This is a genomic window from Arthrobacter sp. GMC3 (assembly GCF_002929305.1).
Lineage (GTDB): Bacteria > Actinomycetota > Actinomycetes > Actinomycetales > Micrococcaceae > Specibacter.
This window is the reverse complement of the sequence record NZ_PJIO01000012.1, coordinates 484-16145: the sequence shown is the minus strand read 5'-3', so window position 1 is coordinate 16145 and position 15662 is coordinate 484. Positions and strand designations below refer to the sequence as shown.

General features: G+C 54.8%; 11 protein-coding genes and 2 pseudogenes. 8 read left to right on the top strand and 5 right to left on the bottom strand.

Translation table 11 applies throughout. The features are described from left to right. Positions 1-8 precede the first annotated feature (8 nt). Positions 9-611, top strand: coding sequence for a sugar O-acetyltransferase (locus tag CXQ94_RS16965; protein ID WP_104091772.1), 603 nt, complete (start codon positions 9-11; stop codon positions 609-611). Between the two features lie 11 nt (positions 612-622). Here the strand turns inward: CXQ94_RS16965 and CXQ94_RS23125 are convergent. Further along, a pseudogene (locus tag CXQ94_RS23125) lies at positions 623-807 on the bottom strand (IS3 family transposase); the annotation flags it as partial. Between the two features lie 713 nt (positions 808-1520). Then, positions 1521-2234, bottom strand: coding sequence for a DUF6308 family protein (locus tag CXQ94_RS16960; protein WP_104091771.1), 714 nt, complete (start codon positions 2232-2234; stop codon positions 1521-1523). 439 nt (positions 2235-2673) lie between these two features. Here CXQ94_RS16960 and CXQ94_RS16955 point away from each other — a divergent pair, with 439 nt between their 5' ends. Then, positions 2674-6249 (top strand): hypothetical protein, encoded by a 3576-nt coding sequence (locus tag CXQ94_RS16955; protein ID WP_104091770.1) that lies wholly within the window; start codon positions 2674-2676, stop codon positions 6247-6249. A 173-nt stretch (positions 6250-6422) separates the two neighbouring features. On the opposite strand, the gene CXQ94_RS16950 is transcribed toward CXQ94_RS16955, so the two are convergent. Further along, positions 6423-6698 carry an ATP-binding protein gene (locus CXQ94_RS16950; RefSeq protein ID WP_258067169.1) on the bottom strand — a complete coding sequence of 92 codons (276 nt, stop codon included), beginning with the start codon at positions 6696-6698 and terminating at the stop codon, positions 6423-6425. Between the two features lie 125 nt (positions 6699-6823). On the opposite strand from CXQ94_RS16950, the gene CXQ94_RS23120 reads away from it, so the two are divergent. From CXQ94_RS23120 to CXQ94_RS23105, 3 genes are all read left to right on the top strand, one after another. After that, complete coding sequence (locus CXQ94_RS23120; RefSeq protein WP_258067158.1) at positions 6824-7132, top strand: transposase family protein; 309 nt, start codon at positions 6824-6826, stop codon at positions 7130-7132. A gap of 167 nt (positions 7133-7299) precedes the next feature. After that, positions 7300-7536: a hypothetical protein gene (locus CXQ94_RS23110; protein WP_258067157.1), complete on the top strand. Its 237-nt coding sequence runs from the start codon at positions 7300-7302 to the stop codon at positions 7534-7536. Positions 7537-7596: 60 nt separating this feature from the next. Further along, entirely contained in the window at positions 7597-8163 is a 567-nt protein-coding gene (locus CXQ94_RS23105; RefSeq protein WP_258067156.1) for a transposase, read from the top strand. Positions 8164-8280: 117 nt separating this feature from the next. On the opposite strand, the gene CXQ94_RS16940 is transcribed toward CXQ94_RS23105, so the two are convergent. Beyond that, positions 8281-8670, bottom strand: coding sequence for a hypothetical protein (locus CXQ94_RS16940; RefSeq protein WP_104091768.1), 390 nt, complete (start codon positions 8668-8670; stop codon positions 8281-8283). Positions 8671-9778: 1108 nt separating this feature from the next. Here CXQ94_RS16940 and CXQ94_RS16930 point away from each other — a divergent pair. Together CXQ94_RS16930 and CXQ94_RS16925 are read left to right on the top strand one after the other, a co-directional pair. After that, positions 9779-10585: a hypothetical protein gene (locus CXQ94_RS16930; RefSeq protein WP_104091766.1), complete on the top strand. Its 807-nt coding sequence runs from the start codon at positions 9779-9781 to the stop codon at positions 10583-10585. A gap of 2 nt (positions 10586-10587) precedes the next feature. Beyond that, positions 10588-13044, top strand: a complete 2457-nt coding sequence (locus tag CXQ94_RS16925) for a helicase-related protein (RefSeq protein ID WP_104091765.1) — start codon at positions 10588-10590, stop codon at positions 13042-13044. Positions 13045-13260: 216 nt separating this feature from the next. Here CXQ94_RS16925 and CXQ94_RS16920 read toward each other — a convergent pair whose 3' ends face one another. Further along, positions 13261-14592, bottom strand: coding sequence for an ISL3 family transposase (locus tag CXQ94_RS16920; RefSeq protein ID WP_258067154.1), 1332 nt, complete (start codon positions 14590-14592; stop codon positions 13261-13263). A 584-nt stretch (positions 14593-15176) separates the two neighbouring features. Between CXQ94_RS16920 and CXQ94_RS16915 the strand changes: the two are divergent. After that, positions 15177-15628: pseudogene (locus CXQ94_RS16915) on the top strand (transposase); the annotation flags it as partial. Between the last annotated feature and the right edge of the window lie 34 nt (positions 15629-15662).

Here is a 15662-nt window from a genome sequence, read left to right as displayed (position 1 = left end):
GATTTGGAATGAACAATTACGAACGAATGCTAAACGGCCAAGTCTACGATCCCAGCGAAGGCCTGATCATGGCTGAACAGGCCGAAGCCCTCGAGCTGCTGCATGACTTTAACGCCACCCGCCCGTCCCAGCTGGACGAGCGGTCAAGGTTGTTGCGCCAAATGTTTGGAACGCTGGGCGATGGCTGCTACTTCGAACCCCCGCTGCGAGCGAACTGGGGAGGCCGGCACGTCCATGTCGGAAACAACGTCTATGCCAACTTCAACCTCACCCTCGTCGACGACGGGGACATCTACATCGGAAACAACACTATGTTCGGGCCCAACGTCGTCGTTACGACGGCCGGTCACCCGATACTCCCCGAGCTACGGGTCCGAGGACTGCAATTCAACCTTGCTGTGCACATCGGATCCAACGTTTGGATCGGAAGTGGCGCCCAAATCATGCCCGGGGTCACTATCGGTGACAACACCGTCATCGGCGCCGGAAGTGTCGTTACCCGTGACGTTCCCTCAGGCGTTGTCGCCGTTGGGGTTCCTTGTCGTGTCGTACGAGAAATCAGTGACCATGACCGGGAGTTTTACTGGCGGGACCGCCGCCTCGACCTCTAGGCTCAGACGACAGCGGCGACGGCCTCGTTCTTGGACAACCCCATCACCGTCTCTGCCGCGGCTTGTCGTACGCGGCGCCCACAGATCCGGTGGAAGGTTGCATGCCTGCCAACTCCAAGGTGTCGGTGTATCGGATCGAGGTGTGCTGGCTTTCCGCATCGCTATGATGAATGAGGCCTTCCGGGACGGGTCGGCCGGTGTGCTGGCGGCGCCATAGCGCCATGCGCAAGCAGCGCGCTACGAAGGCGGTGTCCCTGATCGTGTAGGTCGCCCACCCCACAATCGTCCGGCCGAATTGTTGGCGGCGCCGCCGGATAACGAGCCGATCTTACGAGCATAGTATTTTTACTCGTACTCCTCCGGAGTTTGGTGACCCGCAGCTGCGCCAGTACTTTCCCAAGGGCACGGATTTGTCCGTGCATTCACCGGGTCGTCGGTTCGAATCCGACAGGGGCCCTCAAGTTTTGGAGGGCCAAAAAGCCCGGATTTACGGGGTTTCTCGTAGTGGCGGGGTGGTCTTTCACCCCGTCATTTCGCGTTTAAGGGCCTTGGGTTTCGAATACAACGGTCCTCGGTTCGAAGGGGCGGTTTGGGGTGACGTGGTGGCCCCTGACCTGCGACTTTGCTGTGGGGGAGCTGCCTCATGACGTGCCGTTCCCACCGAACTCATTAAAAACTCATTAAATTGATCCCTGTCCATGGTGCGTGGTGTCCTTCGGTGCAGGGCACGTCACTGGATGGTGAGCTGGCGACGGAGTGCCACCGCCTGTTGCGATCAAACCGGCTGATCAGCCGGTCCACGGCGGGTTCACATTTGAATCGTTGTTCTGCAAGCAGTCTCTACAGAGTCACCCGAGGTAGTATGCCGGTGGCGTTAGTGGCACCGGAATGGTTGCATCGGAACAGCGGCTAGTTTCGATGGGTCCTGTGCATCCACATGACGATGTCCAATGTTCGCAGCAGGCTGAGTTTCTCAGCTTCGGGGATGCGTTCTCGCAGCTCACGGGCAAAGTCTGCCACGACTGGTTTGCCGTTTTCATGTAGGTGCATGGCGTGCCACCACATTTCCCAATAGTCCGCGTCAGAGGCGTCCAGTTCGGAGACGACTATACGGTCCTGGATAGGAACCAGGTGCGGACGTTTGCGGGCCATGACCTTGCTGATCTTCGTCGCACCCATGTCCCATAGGTTTTCGTTTTCGTCTCTCCGCAGAAGGTTCCAAAGACCTTGTAGCGCAGAGTCATCGAGATACATGTCCAGGGTGCATCCAGGGTGTTCAATGGACACCTTGTTGGGGATTTGCGCCAGCTTCTTAGCGATTGCAGTGCTTCGGGAGGTGAGAATTGCCCAAGCAGCCCTGGGAGGGACATTCACAGAGAGGAATGAAACTGACAACAGGTCCTCGGCCGTGATGATGTTGGGGTCGATGTCGGTTGTTGCCAGATGCTCGAAGCGCCTTCCGATAGCGGGCCAGTCCCCACTCACCACGGGGTCGACGCCGGTTAGATAAGTCCTCAAGTACCCGACGGCGAGGTCGGACGGGGTTGCGGAGCTTGTACCCAGTTCGGATTGGAGGTAGCTCCAGACTTTGCGGCCGGGATCTCGCGGGACTAGCTGCGCCATTGAATTCTCCAGAGGGTTGCGAAAGCCGGGCCAGTCAACCCTACCGGACGAAACTGCTCGCCTCCGAGCAGGAACTCACCGAGGCCAGCAGCGGTATCGCCGATCGACTTCGAGGCACGTATGTTCACAAGGACTCAAGGATGCAGCTCCGTCTCGTATAGGAAGAAGTGTTCACTCGGAAATAGCCAAGGAGAATCAATCACTGACTTCTTGAATTCACAGCAAATGACTGAATCGATATGCGAGTATGGAACGCTGGCGAGGTGACCGCCCTCTAGCGTGACGTGGAGCATTGGTCGGGTCCGCCCTCGATCAATCGCACAAGGCAGGCCTATTGCCTGATGCCGATCGGCGCCTATTGCACACGGGAAGGACGCCATTCTGAGATACTTCAACCAGATGTCCTCAATGGGAGGCAGGCCGAGGAAGGAACTATCGTATGCCTGATTTTGGCCCCTTTTCAGTCGCTCCCCAACAGATTGCCACATTGGGTGGTGCGAGATTTGGGGCGTTCGTAACTAAGCTCCTCAGCACTGAAGCTGCGGCTTATCGGATGCAGGGCACAGTGCTCGAAGCTACTTACCAAGAGAACGTCGGTGACGGCGGGGTTGACGCGGGTCTGCGAAATGCCTGTGAAACTACATGGATTCCTGCTGGAGACAGCGCATGGCAGTTCAAGGCAGGAGATCTGAACCCGGCCAAGTGTAAGAAGGAACTGGGCGGCGCAACCAGGGCACTTGAGACACTCCGTGGCGGAGGTGCTTATCGCTTAGTCTTGGGGGCAAGCCTCCCCCCGGTGAAAATTGAGAGGCGTCGCGATGCATTGATTACGACCGCTACAGAGCTGGGAATTGCCAATGCTAACCAACTAATCGAGGTCATCAGCGCCGACGGGCTTGCAAGGTGGGCCGAGCAATATCCAGCAATCGCAGTCAGCCCCATATTGGGGGGCAATGACCCGATGGGTCAGACATTCGACGAGTGGGCTGACTCGCATCGACACGCCACGGAGTGGGTATCCTCCGAGGAACGAGACGCAAATATCGAGACCATTCGTCGATTCGTTTTAGACGAAAGTCAACTTGACATCCACATAGACGGTGTAAGCGGTTTAGGAAAGACTCGTCTAGCTCTCGAAGCCCTCCGAGGACAACCTTTCGAGTCAGCTGTGCTCTATGCTCCGGCAGCCGATTCCTTCAGTGTCAATGTTCTTAGCCAGCTTCAGTCGCAGGGGCGGACTGGAATTGTAGTAATTGATGAGTGCGAAAGGAAGAGACATGAAAGTTACGCATCAGTTCTTCCTGGTGATTCACGCCTACTGTTGATGACGATTGGGGAGCCTTGGGGGAAGCAGCCCCGAACTGCGATGGTCACTCTAGAACGATTCGATGACCAGGCAATGACGACTCTTCTCCGCAAAAGTGAACCCCGACTCTGGCCGGAAGCGGCAAGGGTAGTGGTTGAGGTCGCTGCTGGAAACATCGATTATGCCCTTAAAGCAGCCCGTGCTGTAGTCCGCGGAGGTCCTAGCTCAGCCGGTCAGCTAGTGACAAGTGACGATGTTCGTGCTTTTGTCACAGGGGACCTCCCCGAGGGCACAATATTCCTAGCTTGTTGCGTACTTGCACTATTCAGCAGGTTTGGATACGACGGAAAAGTCAAGGACGAACTCACCACAATCTCCCTCGGACTAGGACTCGAATCTGCAGAGCTCCGAGCAGCTGCTTTTGAGCTCCAACGGCGAGGCCTCATGTCGAAACAAGGTAGGTTCCGAAGCGTTGCACCATATCCAATCGCGGTCTACCTAGCTTCTCAGGCGTGGACTGAATTTGGAGATCGCATCGTCTCAGACTTGATCCCGCATCTCGACCAAGACCTAACCGAACGTCTCTTTCGACGAGCAGCCGACCTCGGTGCATCTGAAACGACGAGCAGTGCAGTGGACGCTCTACTCTCCGATGCCGGGCCTTTAGCCTCTTTGGCTGCTCTTGCCGAGCATGGAAACTCACGCCTTCTTAGTCACCTTGCCGTGATCGCTCCCGATGCAATCTGTGATCGATTGGCACAACTTATTGGGGAGGCTTCTGATGACGAGTTGCGCGCAAGTAGGGGCATTAGAAGAGACCTCATGTGGACACTGGAGAAGCTCGCGTGGCACTCTCGCACGTTCGAAGTCGCAGCCGATACAGTTCTGCGACTAGCCACAGTGGAGACCGAGACGTTCAGCAACAACGCCTCGGGAACTTGGGTTGAGCTATTCGGAGTCCTGCTCCCGGCGACGGCAGCGTCGCCAAATCAGCGGATTTCATATCTGCAAAAGGTTGTAGGATCACCTGAGCCTACAGTGCGCGTGCTGACAGCGACGGCGCTTGGGCATGCCCTGAAACAAAACGGATCGATTATTGTGTCGGGAGAACTACAACGTGGGCAAGTCGTTGAACGCCGCGGCCAGCCTAAGACTTACGCTGATATATGGGATTATCAAAACGCTGTAATCGATGAGTTGGTGATACTTGCCACCGACGAAGATCTAGAAGTCGCAACCGCAGCAGCCAAACAAATAACGGACTCGATTCAGGGACTAATAGACTTTCCGGCAGTGCGTGATCATCTGGGCCAGGCCCTTATGATATTGCCTCAATTCGTTATCTCTCGGTTGCGGATCGAAATTGACAACCTCAGATCACTGCATGGCCGGGTCGACGGCGACATCACCTTTATCGAAGGCCTAGAGATCTTTGAAACCTTCCTCCCGCCACAGCCAGCATCAGACTGTCTGCAAGTAGTGGTGCACAGAGACTTCTACGATCGGCCAACCAATGAAGTCACGGATGAAATTTTAGACGCTGCTCGCGCACTGAATTCAACCGACCCGGGAAAGATGCTCCTAGACGTCCTTCAATCCGCGAGGATCCCTACCGCCTACTTCGTTGGCCTTTCGCTCGCCGATGCCGGATTCGACCTTCAAGGACTAGCAGGAGCAATTGATGCCCTCCTTGATGGGCCAAATTCTGAAGCAGTCTTCGGGTATCTTAACCACTTGGTCGAGGCAGGGGATGAAAGTGCCTACGATTCATACATCGACGAGCAAATAACCGACCCGTACCAGAAGTTGGGGCTTACGGTTCGTGGTCCGCGAAGCGGGAGGGCAGTCGAACGTGTCGAGCACCTAGTTCATGAAGTCGATGTCAGCAAAGCAGCTCAAGTTCTAATTGGATGGATGCAAGAAGAACCTGAAAGACGTATGGCTGAATACCTATGTCGCTGGCTTGAGCGAATCTCGACGCAGGATGACTACAACGCTGTAGTTCGTCTCGTATCCTTGCGTGTACGAGCCACAGAAGAATATCTCGAGCAACTTGAGCCACTGATAGTCGTCCTCGTTGGCAGGCGGACGATGTTTCCCGAGACTGGACACGAGAGCTGGGCCTGGACGCAACTGACCAAACGTCAACTCAAGTACGATGCCGCGGGGGTTGCACATCTACTGGCCAATTTGATCGAGTCTGGAGCCATTAGCGCACATCGCAGATCGGAGGAACGGAAACTGCTAGAACAGGCCGTCCACCAATCCGGAGAGCCAGCTTGGCTTGACCTTATGGGACGCCTAGAACTGAAATCATGGAAGCTCACGGTCGCGGCGAAAGAATGGCTGGCAGACGCAGTTGAACTGCCAATAGCTGCACGGTGGGTTGGAAGCAGTGCGGTGCGGGCGCGCATTCTGGCCCAAGTGTCGCTTGTAGGAGACACGGAGCTTTCTCCGGTCGCACGTTACCTGCTAACGGAATTTGGCACAGATGACGGGGTAACGTCAGCCTTGGAGGATCAGTTCACAAACATTTCAGGGTCTGGAAAAATGTCGGATCGAATCCGCGATCAAATCACCCAAGTCTCCAAATGGATATCAGACCCTTCGCTGCCAAAACCTGCCGGAGACTGGATGCGCAAGCTAGCACAGTCACTCAAACATGAGCAATCACAGGCGCTCGAGCGGGAAGCTGAAGAATACTGGTAAGCCGGCAGACACGCATTACACCTACGGGCAGATTGTTAAGTGGCGGTAGTTGGAACTGTTGGTCCACGTAAGCGGTACCGCTGCTCCGCCGACCGGGTACCGGTCATCAATGATGGCTGATGACCGGCGCCCTTTGGGGTCCTGCGCTGTATCGTTGGTGAGGGGCCTTTTGGTTAGTTCCAGTGGTCCTCGGTTTGGCGCATTCTTATGTTTTCTTCACGCCGCATGTCAACCGTTCCAAGTTTGATTTGTCGTGAATTATTCGCCAACCGGTTCACGATCGAGTCTGCCGCGACTCGGTCGTGAATCATTTGAACCCAGTACTCCGGCCCGGTTTGAGACAGCACCATCGTGGGCAGTCGCCGGTCCCGGTCGGCGAGAACCGTGAAGAGATCATTGGCTGCCCGCGGGTCGATTCCGATCGTTAAGAAATCATCCAAATTGATCACCTTCAATGATGTCAGGTGGCCTCATTTTCAATTGGCGATTGTGGCCTCATTTTCGGTTGGCGTTGACATCGTGGTGAATTCTGGTTTCATGTCCTTGAACAAAGGTGGCTCGTAGCCCTGTTGTGATGGATGTTCTGACGCATTCATCTTTGACAGGACTGCGAGCGTTGAACGAGCTTACTTTGGTGCACCCTGATGCTGCCACCACGATCTTCAATCTTCACGATTACCGCGTTCTGGGAGCCGAGACGTTGAGTTCTGGCCAACGCCGAATCCATATTGAAAGCACCGTCGATTCCGGGTGCCCAGGATGCGGTGTTATCGGCACTCGTCGCCATTCTGGCCGGCAGCAACGCGTCCGCGATATCCCGGTGGCTGGTCCGGTGGAAGTCGGGTGGGCAAAGCGGCGATTGTTCTGCGACGAATCATCATGATCCCGCAGAACCTTCTTTGAAGCCACGCTCGAGGTCCCGGCCAGGTCACGCACCACGAGCCGGCTCCGCAGGGCTCTCGTGCGCGCTGTCATTGACTCTGGCCGTGCCGCGACGGAAACCGCCACCGCGCACGGTGTCTCGTGGTGGTTGGTGCAAAAGCCTTGAACATGGCTGCAACGAAACTGCCCAACATTGATCTCTTACGGCCACGCGTGCTCGGGATCGATGAACACCGCTTCCGCTCCGTCCGCTTCTTCAAAAACACCGAGACCATTGCTTGGCAGCGGATCGAGCCGTGGATGACGACGATCGTTGACCTGGATACCGGACAGATCCTAGGTGTTGTTGACGGGCGAGACCACACCGGGGTCGGTGGATGGCTGATCAGACGGCCATTGGAGTGACGGCTCGGCGAACAAGGTGTCGCCATCGATCCCTCGGCAGCATTTAGGAAAGCATTGCGGATGTGGCTGCCCCGCACCGCTGTCTCGGTGGATCATTTCCATCTGGTCCAGCTAGCGAATCAGGCACTGACAGAAGTCAGGCAGCAACTTTCTCATCAGGTGCGGGGTCGCCGTGGCCGGGCCGTGGATCCAGCTTGGGCGCACCGGATGCTGCTCCTGCGAGCAAGCGACACACTCTCAGATCGAGCACGGGCGAAGCTAGAGACAGTCTTCGCGACCGATGACCCGACGAGGAAACTCAAGGCTGCCTGGGGCGTGAAAGAACAAGTGCGAACATTGCTGCGCACCGGCTCCTTGAAGGATGCCGAGCTGGCCAAAGAAGAACTCGAGCGGCTGGTGAAGGAATCCAATCAGCCCGAGACGACCAGGCTCTGGCGGACCATTTGCCGATGGTGGAAAGAGATCGAAGTCCTCATCGTCACCGGTGCCACTACAGGAAAAGTGGAAGCCAACAACACCAGCATCAAACAGATCAAGAGGACCGGGCCTGGCTTCGTCAAAAGCACCAACTACACAACACGTATTATGCTCAGGAGCGCCGCCCGAACAGCGGTGAATCATCCATGACAACAATGGATTTCACCACGAACCACGGAGAACCGGTTAATTGAACATGCTATTCATCTCCACATTTAAGCACTGTTTTAAAAAATCCGTCGCTAGATGTCGATAGAGATTATGGTTTCAATGGGCAGGAGCTTTAGATGCATTGAGTATCAAAATGACAAACACTAAAGCGAGTACGAGGCCTCCGCCGAAACTGAGTGCGAAGTACCACGTGCCAATGAGTAGGACTCCTAGGCCAGCGACGAGTAGACCCGCGATGACAAGTACCCAGGATCCGATTTTTACCACTCGGTCGAAATCGCGTAGTCTAAATAATCCGAGAATTAGAGAAGCTATCGCAAAGGTCATGCCGATGCACGAAAGGACACCTCCCAGCGTGGCGTCCTCGAGCGCGGCAAGGCAGACCTCTTCTGCTGCTTTATTAAGGCCAGTTGGGTCATGGGGAAAAAATTCTCCCAACAATTGACCAGTATCTTTCAGACAATTGCTTGCCCATTTTTCATCCATAAATTTATTATCACACGTACTTGTACGGTAAGCGCGTTATGAAATGCGTCCAGTAGCGTCTTTTCTCTAAGGTTCCATCCATTCAGCGGCTTCAGTGACCTGGGTCGCGCTAGAATGTCATCTGGGTGCGGAATGCGAAAGGTGCGACCATTGCGAATGTGAATCCGACCTTCGACCGACCCAGGGTCCCTCCCCAGCAGGTTCGCCTGATCCGTCGGGAGATTGGGCGGATATACCGGTTCTTTCCGTAGTCTCCGTCAACCTGACCTCCGAATTGCTTCCGGACTTGGCGAATGACGGTGTTCAGCTTCTCGACATCGTAAAACGATCCCCAAGACTTACAATGAACCGCAAGAACTAGATCCTCCTCGTTCGTGTCAGGCAAGGCAGACCCTGGAATTAGAGAGGCCTCAACACCAGATGTCGATCTAAAGTCCATCTTCTCGAACCCGTAGAAGTATGAGCAGCCGCGCTGGGGTGCTATCGATTGACGGGGTTCGAATCCCAAGGACTTCAAGAACGCAGACAGATTCCTCTTCGTGGTTCCTTCCACGCGGAGCATGAGATCTAGGCCCATATCAGGTTCTTCTTTCGTAGGCTGCGTTCATAATCGACGCCTCCATTCTCCCTCACAGTGGCATGTGCCCCTCGACCGCAAGATGCGTGGAAGATCCGAGGGGGCGGCGGGATTCTGGCCCGGTGGCCTTGGCGGTGGCCGGGGGCAGGGAGCATGTCTCTGATCTGGATATGCTGCCCTGGTCAAAACAAACTGCGGCCGCCGGTCGGTTCTAAGTTGCAGTTGACAACCAAAATCACCAGACCGCCGATTGCGCCGCATCGAGACTCTGCAGCCCGTGTATAAACGCGGCTTCCGGGCACGCATTGGTCAGTGCATGTACCCCACTCCAAGCGACTCTAGGACCGAGCCTCCCCGTACATTCCAGCACAGGAATGGCTCTGGCCAGGCCATTTCTCCCTAAGTCGCTAGGCTCACATTGATAGTCGTCAGCCACGGACTATCAATCGGGAATCGTGTGTTGTCACGTCTGCCAAGATGCAGCTTTCTGTAGATTCATCCAAACAGTCGAAAGTGGTCTATGTTGTTTAGGTGCAGGGGATCACAGTAGTTTCAACGGGCGAGTCTGTCGCCGTCGTCGTTCATGAACTTTCCGATGAGCTCAGAGCGCTCGTCCGTGATCGACTAGCCGAGATCTGTTATGGCAGCGCAGAAATTCTTGAAGATCCAGAGTACTACTCCTTCGAAAATACAGTCGAAGAATTTTTCAAACGCTACGATAAGAAACCTCTCACGACGAAACTTGGGATGGCTGGAGAGCTCATTGTTCACTCGTTGATGCCGGAGCACCACGCCGATTTGTTGAACACTTCGATATTCTTCAACAAAGAAGAACGAAGCATCAAGAAGGGTTTTGATCTTACCTTCACCACTCTGTCCATGGATGAGTTGTGGTATGGCGAGGTGAAGTCAGGTGCTCTATCCACGCAGCGGCGGGACCGGGGCGTGCAAAGCGCGAGCTCGAAACTTGGACAATTGGTGGCAACTGCTGCCGGGGACATCCATGGAAAGCTAACCAAGCAGCGCAACCGGTCCTGGTGGGATTCGGCCATGACTGATGCAGCCAAAGTCCTCCAGACCGATGACGCGAAGTCTATCAAGAAGCTCTTGCGCGCCCACGCCGGCGTCGAGGCTGCCGGAGATGCCGGATTCAATGTGCTCCTCGGAGCAGTCGTGATGCATGAATCGTTGCTAGACAAGATCACATTGGAGGCCTCAATCCAAGCTGCCGAGAAAGTAACAGCCTCTCAGAAATTCCATCGAGTTAAGCTGCTCATCGTACAGCAGGAGACCGCTGAGCTTTTGATCGACTTCATAAGAACCAGTTTGGGGAAGTAGGAATGGAAGTAACCCTAAAGCGGATAAGAAACGCGTCTAATCTGATCGATTCCAACTTTCTTGACTTATATACAGCGCTGTTAAAGGGCGAACAGTTGGATGCGCCGCAGCAACGCGACACCCTGATGTTTGCCGTCCTCTTTCTGAGAGCAGACGACCCTTTGATTCAGCGCTTAGGCTACCGCGTCGTGCTTCACTATTCACTATTGACCGGTGACTATGTTCCGCTCCGGGACATCTCTATCATGAAAGATTTCCATCCGATTGTTGAAGTGATCGAGACGATAGCGCCGTTGCTTCGCGACGAGGGATCCTTCGGGCAAACCCTTCTTGAGGCGGACCGAGAAAATTTTCGCACCGATGATGGGGAAGGAAACATCATTACCCGAACCCGGGGGCAGATGGAACTCCGGGAATTTAACGAGCGCATGATTGAGTCCGCGATTGTTGCTCCCACTTCATACGGGAAATCGGAGATGATGCTTGACAAAGTTGCGAACGCTGCATTTTCTCGAACATGTATCGTAGTCCCAACGAAGGCATTAATCGCACAGACGCGTCTTTCCTTAGTGAGAGATTCTCGGATGAGGGCCCGCAAGTTGCCCATAATTACGCATCACGATGGGTACACAGGGCAGCCCTCGTTCGTTGCCGTAGTCACCCAAGAACGCCTTCACCGACTCTTGTCGGTTAATCCTCAGCTTGATTTTGATTGCCTACTTATTGATGAGGCCCAGGGCCTGCTGGGCGACGATGATCGATCAATTGACCTTTCTCGTGCCATCCTCCGCGTTCGGTATCGGAACCCGGAACTCTCAATCGCGTACTACACTCCTTTTATCTCAGACGCACGAAAATTAAGGCATGTCCTAGATTTCGATAACGATGTCAAGGCGGCGAATGTTGACGAGCACATGAAATCAGAGCGTTTGATCGTCGGAATGCTCGGCGATGGTGCAACAATATATGACCAGTTTCTGGGGAGGGCCATAAAGCTCACTGGCTCGCTACCTAAAGATCTTGTCCAGGCGATCGAACAGATATCGCGACAAAACACGCTGGTCTACGTCAACAAGCCGAAACACGCCCAGGAGCTTGCATTGCGGTTGTCTGCAAACCGACCGTTCATACAAGATATCGAACTTATCGAACGTGCCATTGAATCTATTTCTGAGCTTGTGGATCCGCGTTACGCCCTGGTCGAATCAATGAGAACGGGAGTGCTATTCCACCATGGAAAGCTTCCTGATTCCCTGCGTAGCTACGTCGAGCACGTCTTCCGTCAATTGGAAAGTCCGACGATTCTGGTGACGACATCCACGCTCCTGGAGGGCGTTAACACACCCTGTGACCGACTCATAGTCCTCTCTCCAAAACGTGGACGAGCGAACCTTAGGCAAAGCCAATTCCGGAACCTTATAGGGCGCGTTGCTCGGTTCAGTCAGATATTCAAACCCGGTGCGCCGAGACTGGACCTACTCACTCCTGAGATCCATCTCATCCCCGGCACGGAGTATGCGCCGCGCAATTGGAGTGTTGTGAACTTCTTGGGGAAAGTGGCAGATCTTAGCAAGGAACTGGTGGACGATGTTAGTAATCCACTTCTGGAAGCTGCCGATGACGCCGAGCAGATGGAGCGCGAGCTTGAGATCCTCGGGAACATTGAGCCGGGGATCGTCACTGTCGACGAGGATCGACTTGCACAAACCGTCATCGGGCAAGCTTGCTTCCAGCATGGAGTTCATGACTTCGACATCGTGTCTTTTGAGGTCGTTCTCCAGGAGCGGTTGGACGAGCGAAACGGAATGCCGGCGCTTGATGTAGTCGACGGAGTCATGGAGCTCATATTTCAGCTCTTCCTCAAAGGGGCCCCTCTGGACGACGATTCCGAACTGAAAAGACTTCAAGATAATGAAATCGCTCGAAAGTTCTATTCAATGATCCTTTCCTGGCGTGCCGGTAACGAGTCGCTCAAACGAATGATAGCCGGGTTCTTAGACTATTGGTCGCAGCACGAAGATTCCCCCATTTATGTCGGTACAGCATGGGGCGAGGAAACGAATGGCGAAGGCTGGAAGAAAGCCTGGGTTCAGATGGGTCCAAAGTCGGCCACTGAGCGAGTCAACCTGGCTGTGGTCAAAGTCAAGGAAGAGCAAGATTTTCTTGACAATAATCTCATGAAGTACGTAGATATGCTGTTTGAACTTGGCCTAATTTCGGATCGGCTTCAGCTCAAAATCAAATACGGAACCACTAACCCGTCAGTGATCTGCTTGCTCCGGAACGGGGTCTCTCCTGATCTCGCCCACTTGGTGATGGATGAATATGTTTCTCATATTTCCCTCAACCTTCAAAAAGGTGAAGTGAAGGTTCGGGAGAGTTTGGTTGCAGCGATGAGAGCGGATGAGAAGAATGACGTCCTGATCTACGAAGCGTCGACATTAGTCAACAGCTCCTAGAGTGCATACACATTTATACGTGGATTTGAGCCTGGTCTACGTTCCTCCTAGGACGGCTGGCTATGTTGGTCCCAGTTCCCCGCGGTGGATGTAACCGACTCATTAGAAACGCATTAATTTGGGTGACAACTGCCGCCTCTTCAGTACCATTCATTGTTATGCGTTCCCCGGACTGCTAAAGGGGCTCTCCGTGTTTCGTGGTGAAATCCACTATTGTCATGGATGATTCACCGCTGTTCTGGCGGCACTCCTGAGCATAATCCTTGTTGTGTAGTTGGTGCTGTTGACGAAGCCGCGCCCGGTCCTCTTGATGTGTTTGATACTGGTGTTGTTGGCTTCTACTTTTCCTGTGGTGGCGCCAGTGACGATGAGGACTTCAATTTCTTTCCACCACCGACAAATGGTCCGCCACAGCCTGGTTGTCTCGGGCTGATTCGATTCCTTGACGAGGCGTTCGAGGTCTTCCTTGGCTAGTCCGGCATCTTCCAGCGAGCCGGTGCGCAGCAGTGTTCGTACTTGTTCTTTCACGTCCCAGGCTGCCTTGAGTTTCCTGGTCGGATCGTCCGTGGCGAAGACTTTCTCCAACCGGGCCTTGGCCGGTTCCGAAAGGGAATCAGCGGCCCGCAGGAGCAACATCCGATGCGCCCATGCAGGATCCACTGCCCGGCCACGACGACCCCGCACTTGGTGGGAGAGATGCTGGCGCACTTCTGTCAGTGCCTGATTTGCGAGTTGGATCAGGTGGAAATGGTCAACGGATACGGCGGTGCGGGGCAGCCACATCCGCAAGGCTTTGCGGAATGCTGCTGAGGGATCAATTGCGACGACTTGAACGCCGAGCCGCCACTCCAGCGGCCGTTTGATCAGCCATGCTCCGACTCCGGTGTGGTCCCTGCCGTCAACAACGCCAAGGATCTGCCCGGTATCCAAATCAACAATGGTCGTCATCCAAGGCTCGATCCGTTGCCACGTATTGGTCTGCGTGTTTTTGAAGAAGCGGACAGAGCGGAAACGATGTTCATCAATGCCGAGCATTCTCGGTCGGAGAAGATCAACGTTGGGTAGTTTCGTTGCTGCCGTCGTCAACGCCTTCTGCACTAACCACCACGAGACGCCATGGGCGACGGCTGCTTCTGTCGCTGCCCGCCCGGAAGAGACCACCGCATCAACGAGTGCGCCATGGAGCCGGCGGGTGGAGCGAGCCCTGGCTGGAACCTGAAGTGTGGCTTCAGAAAAGGTCTTCCGTTCACACAGCGACTCGTCGCAAAAGTAGCGGCGCTTGCACCAGAGAACTTGTACCGAGCCAGCGACGGGAATGTCCCGGACTCGCTGCCAGCGTCGGGAATGGCGGCGATTACCGATCACCCCGCACCCGGGGCAGCCTGCCTCGACGATACTTTCAACATGAATTCGGCGTTGCCCATATTCCAGAATCTGAGTCTCAAGAACACGGTAATCCTCAAGGTTGAAGATCGTGGTGGCAGCATCAGGGTGTACCAAAGTACGCTCGGTCAAGGCTCGTAGTCCTGTCATCGATGAATGCGTCAAGAACATCCATCACAACAGGGCTACGAGCCACCTTCGTTCAGTGACACGAAACCAGATTTCACCACGAACCACGGAGAGCCGCTAAAGGCCATCAACGGCTTTTGACTAGTCGATCTAGCCGATCGAGACGACAGCGGGGCTAATGAACGTTGATAACTAATGAGGGGTTTTGAGTACTCAACATGCTCTGATCTGCGTCGATAGTATTCGTTGGTATTTACATGAGGTTGAAATTCCCGCCCTCAATCGCCGGCTGTTTCGGTTCGAATGTCCTAGGGCCTATGTCGGTTGGAATTCTTCCAAAGTGATGCACGCTGGTCCTAGTGTTTGGTTCGGAACCTACGACCATTGCCATCCAGCACCGGGGGCTCGGTGCCATTGGTTCCCCTTGGGTCTGCTTGGATTGGGGAAGGCGCCCCGGGTGCGTTGGTGATGCTTCCACGTCCTGGAGCCCGGACTGCGATTCCTCTCGGTTGTTGGAGGCCATGAAAAATAGCCCAAAGACGGCCTCGCAACCTTGTATTCAAGGGTTCATCGCACTCCTCCGGGATTGGGGTGTTGCGATGATCCCTTGAATCTAAGCCGACGAGGGCAAGCTCTATCTGTGCACGATCAAGGACGTCCACTCCAACCGGATCGTCGGCTACTCGATCGACTCACGCATGAAGGCGTCACTGGCCGTGGTCGCCCTGCGCAACGCGGTGTCGCTCAGGTCCCCACTGGCAACCGTGGTGCATTCGCACCGCGGCTCTCAATTTCGCTCCAACGCCTTCGTCAGGACATTGAAGGCCAACGGGCTGACAGGATCGATAGGCCAGGTGGGCGCGTGCGCCGATAATGCCGCAATGGAGTCATTTTTTGCGCTACTGCAAAAGAATGTGCTCGACCGACAACGCTGGGCACACGCCAAGAACTACGGCTGGCAATCGTGACCTGGATCGAGAAAACCTACCACCGCAAACGTCGACAACGACGACTTGGCCGGCTAACCCCGATCGAGTTTGGGACAATGAATACCGACCTCAGAGCGGCCTAGAAACACTAGACCCTGAGAGTCAACGAAACCCGGG

Bases quoted from the DNA above. Each gene is read 5' to 3' on its own strand.
- CXQ94_RS23105 (WP_258067156.1), top strand. From the start codon at position 7,597: ATGTGGCTGCCCCGCACCGCTGTCTCGGTGGATCATTTCCATCTGGTC.
- CXQ94_RS16955 (WP_104091770.1), top strand. From the start codon at position 2,674: ATGCCTGATTTTGGCCCCTTTTCAGTCGCTCCCCAACAGATTGCCACA.
- CXQ94_RS23120 (WP_258067158.1), top strand. From the start codon at position 6,824: ATGGATGTTCTGACGCATTCATCTTTGACAGGACTGCGAGCGTTGAAC.
- CXQ94_RS16925 (WP_104091765.1), top strand. From the start codon at position 10,588: ATGGAAGTAACCCTAAAGCGGATAAGAAACGCGTCTAATCTGATCGAT.
- CXQ94_RS16960 (WP_104091771.1), bottom strand. From the start codon at position 2,234: ATGGCGCAGCTAGTCCCGCGAGATCCCGGCCGCAAAGTCTGGAGCTAC.
- CXQ94_RS16965 (WP_104091772.1), top strand. From the start codon at position 9: ATGAACAATTACGAACGAATGCTAAACGGCCAAGTCTACGATCCCAGC.
- CXQ94_RS23110 (WP_258067157.1), top strand. From the start codon at position 7,300: ATGGCTGCAACGAAACTGCCCAACATTGATCTCTTACGGCCACGCGTG.
- CXQ94_RS16940 (WP_104091768.1), bottom strand. From the start codon at position 8,670: ATGGATGAAAAATGGGCAAGCAATTGTCTGAAAGATACTGGTCAATTG.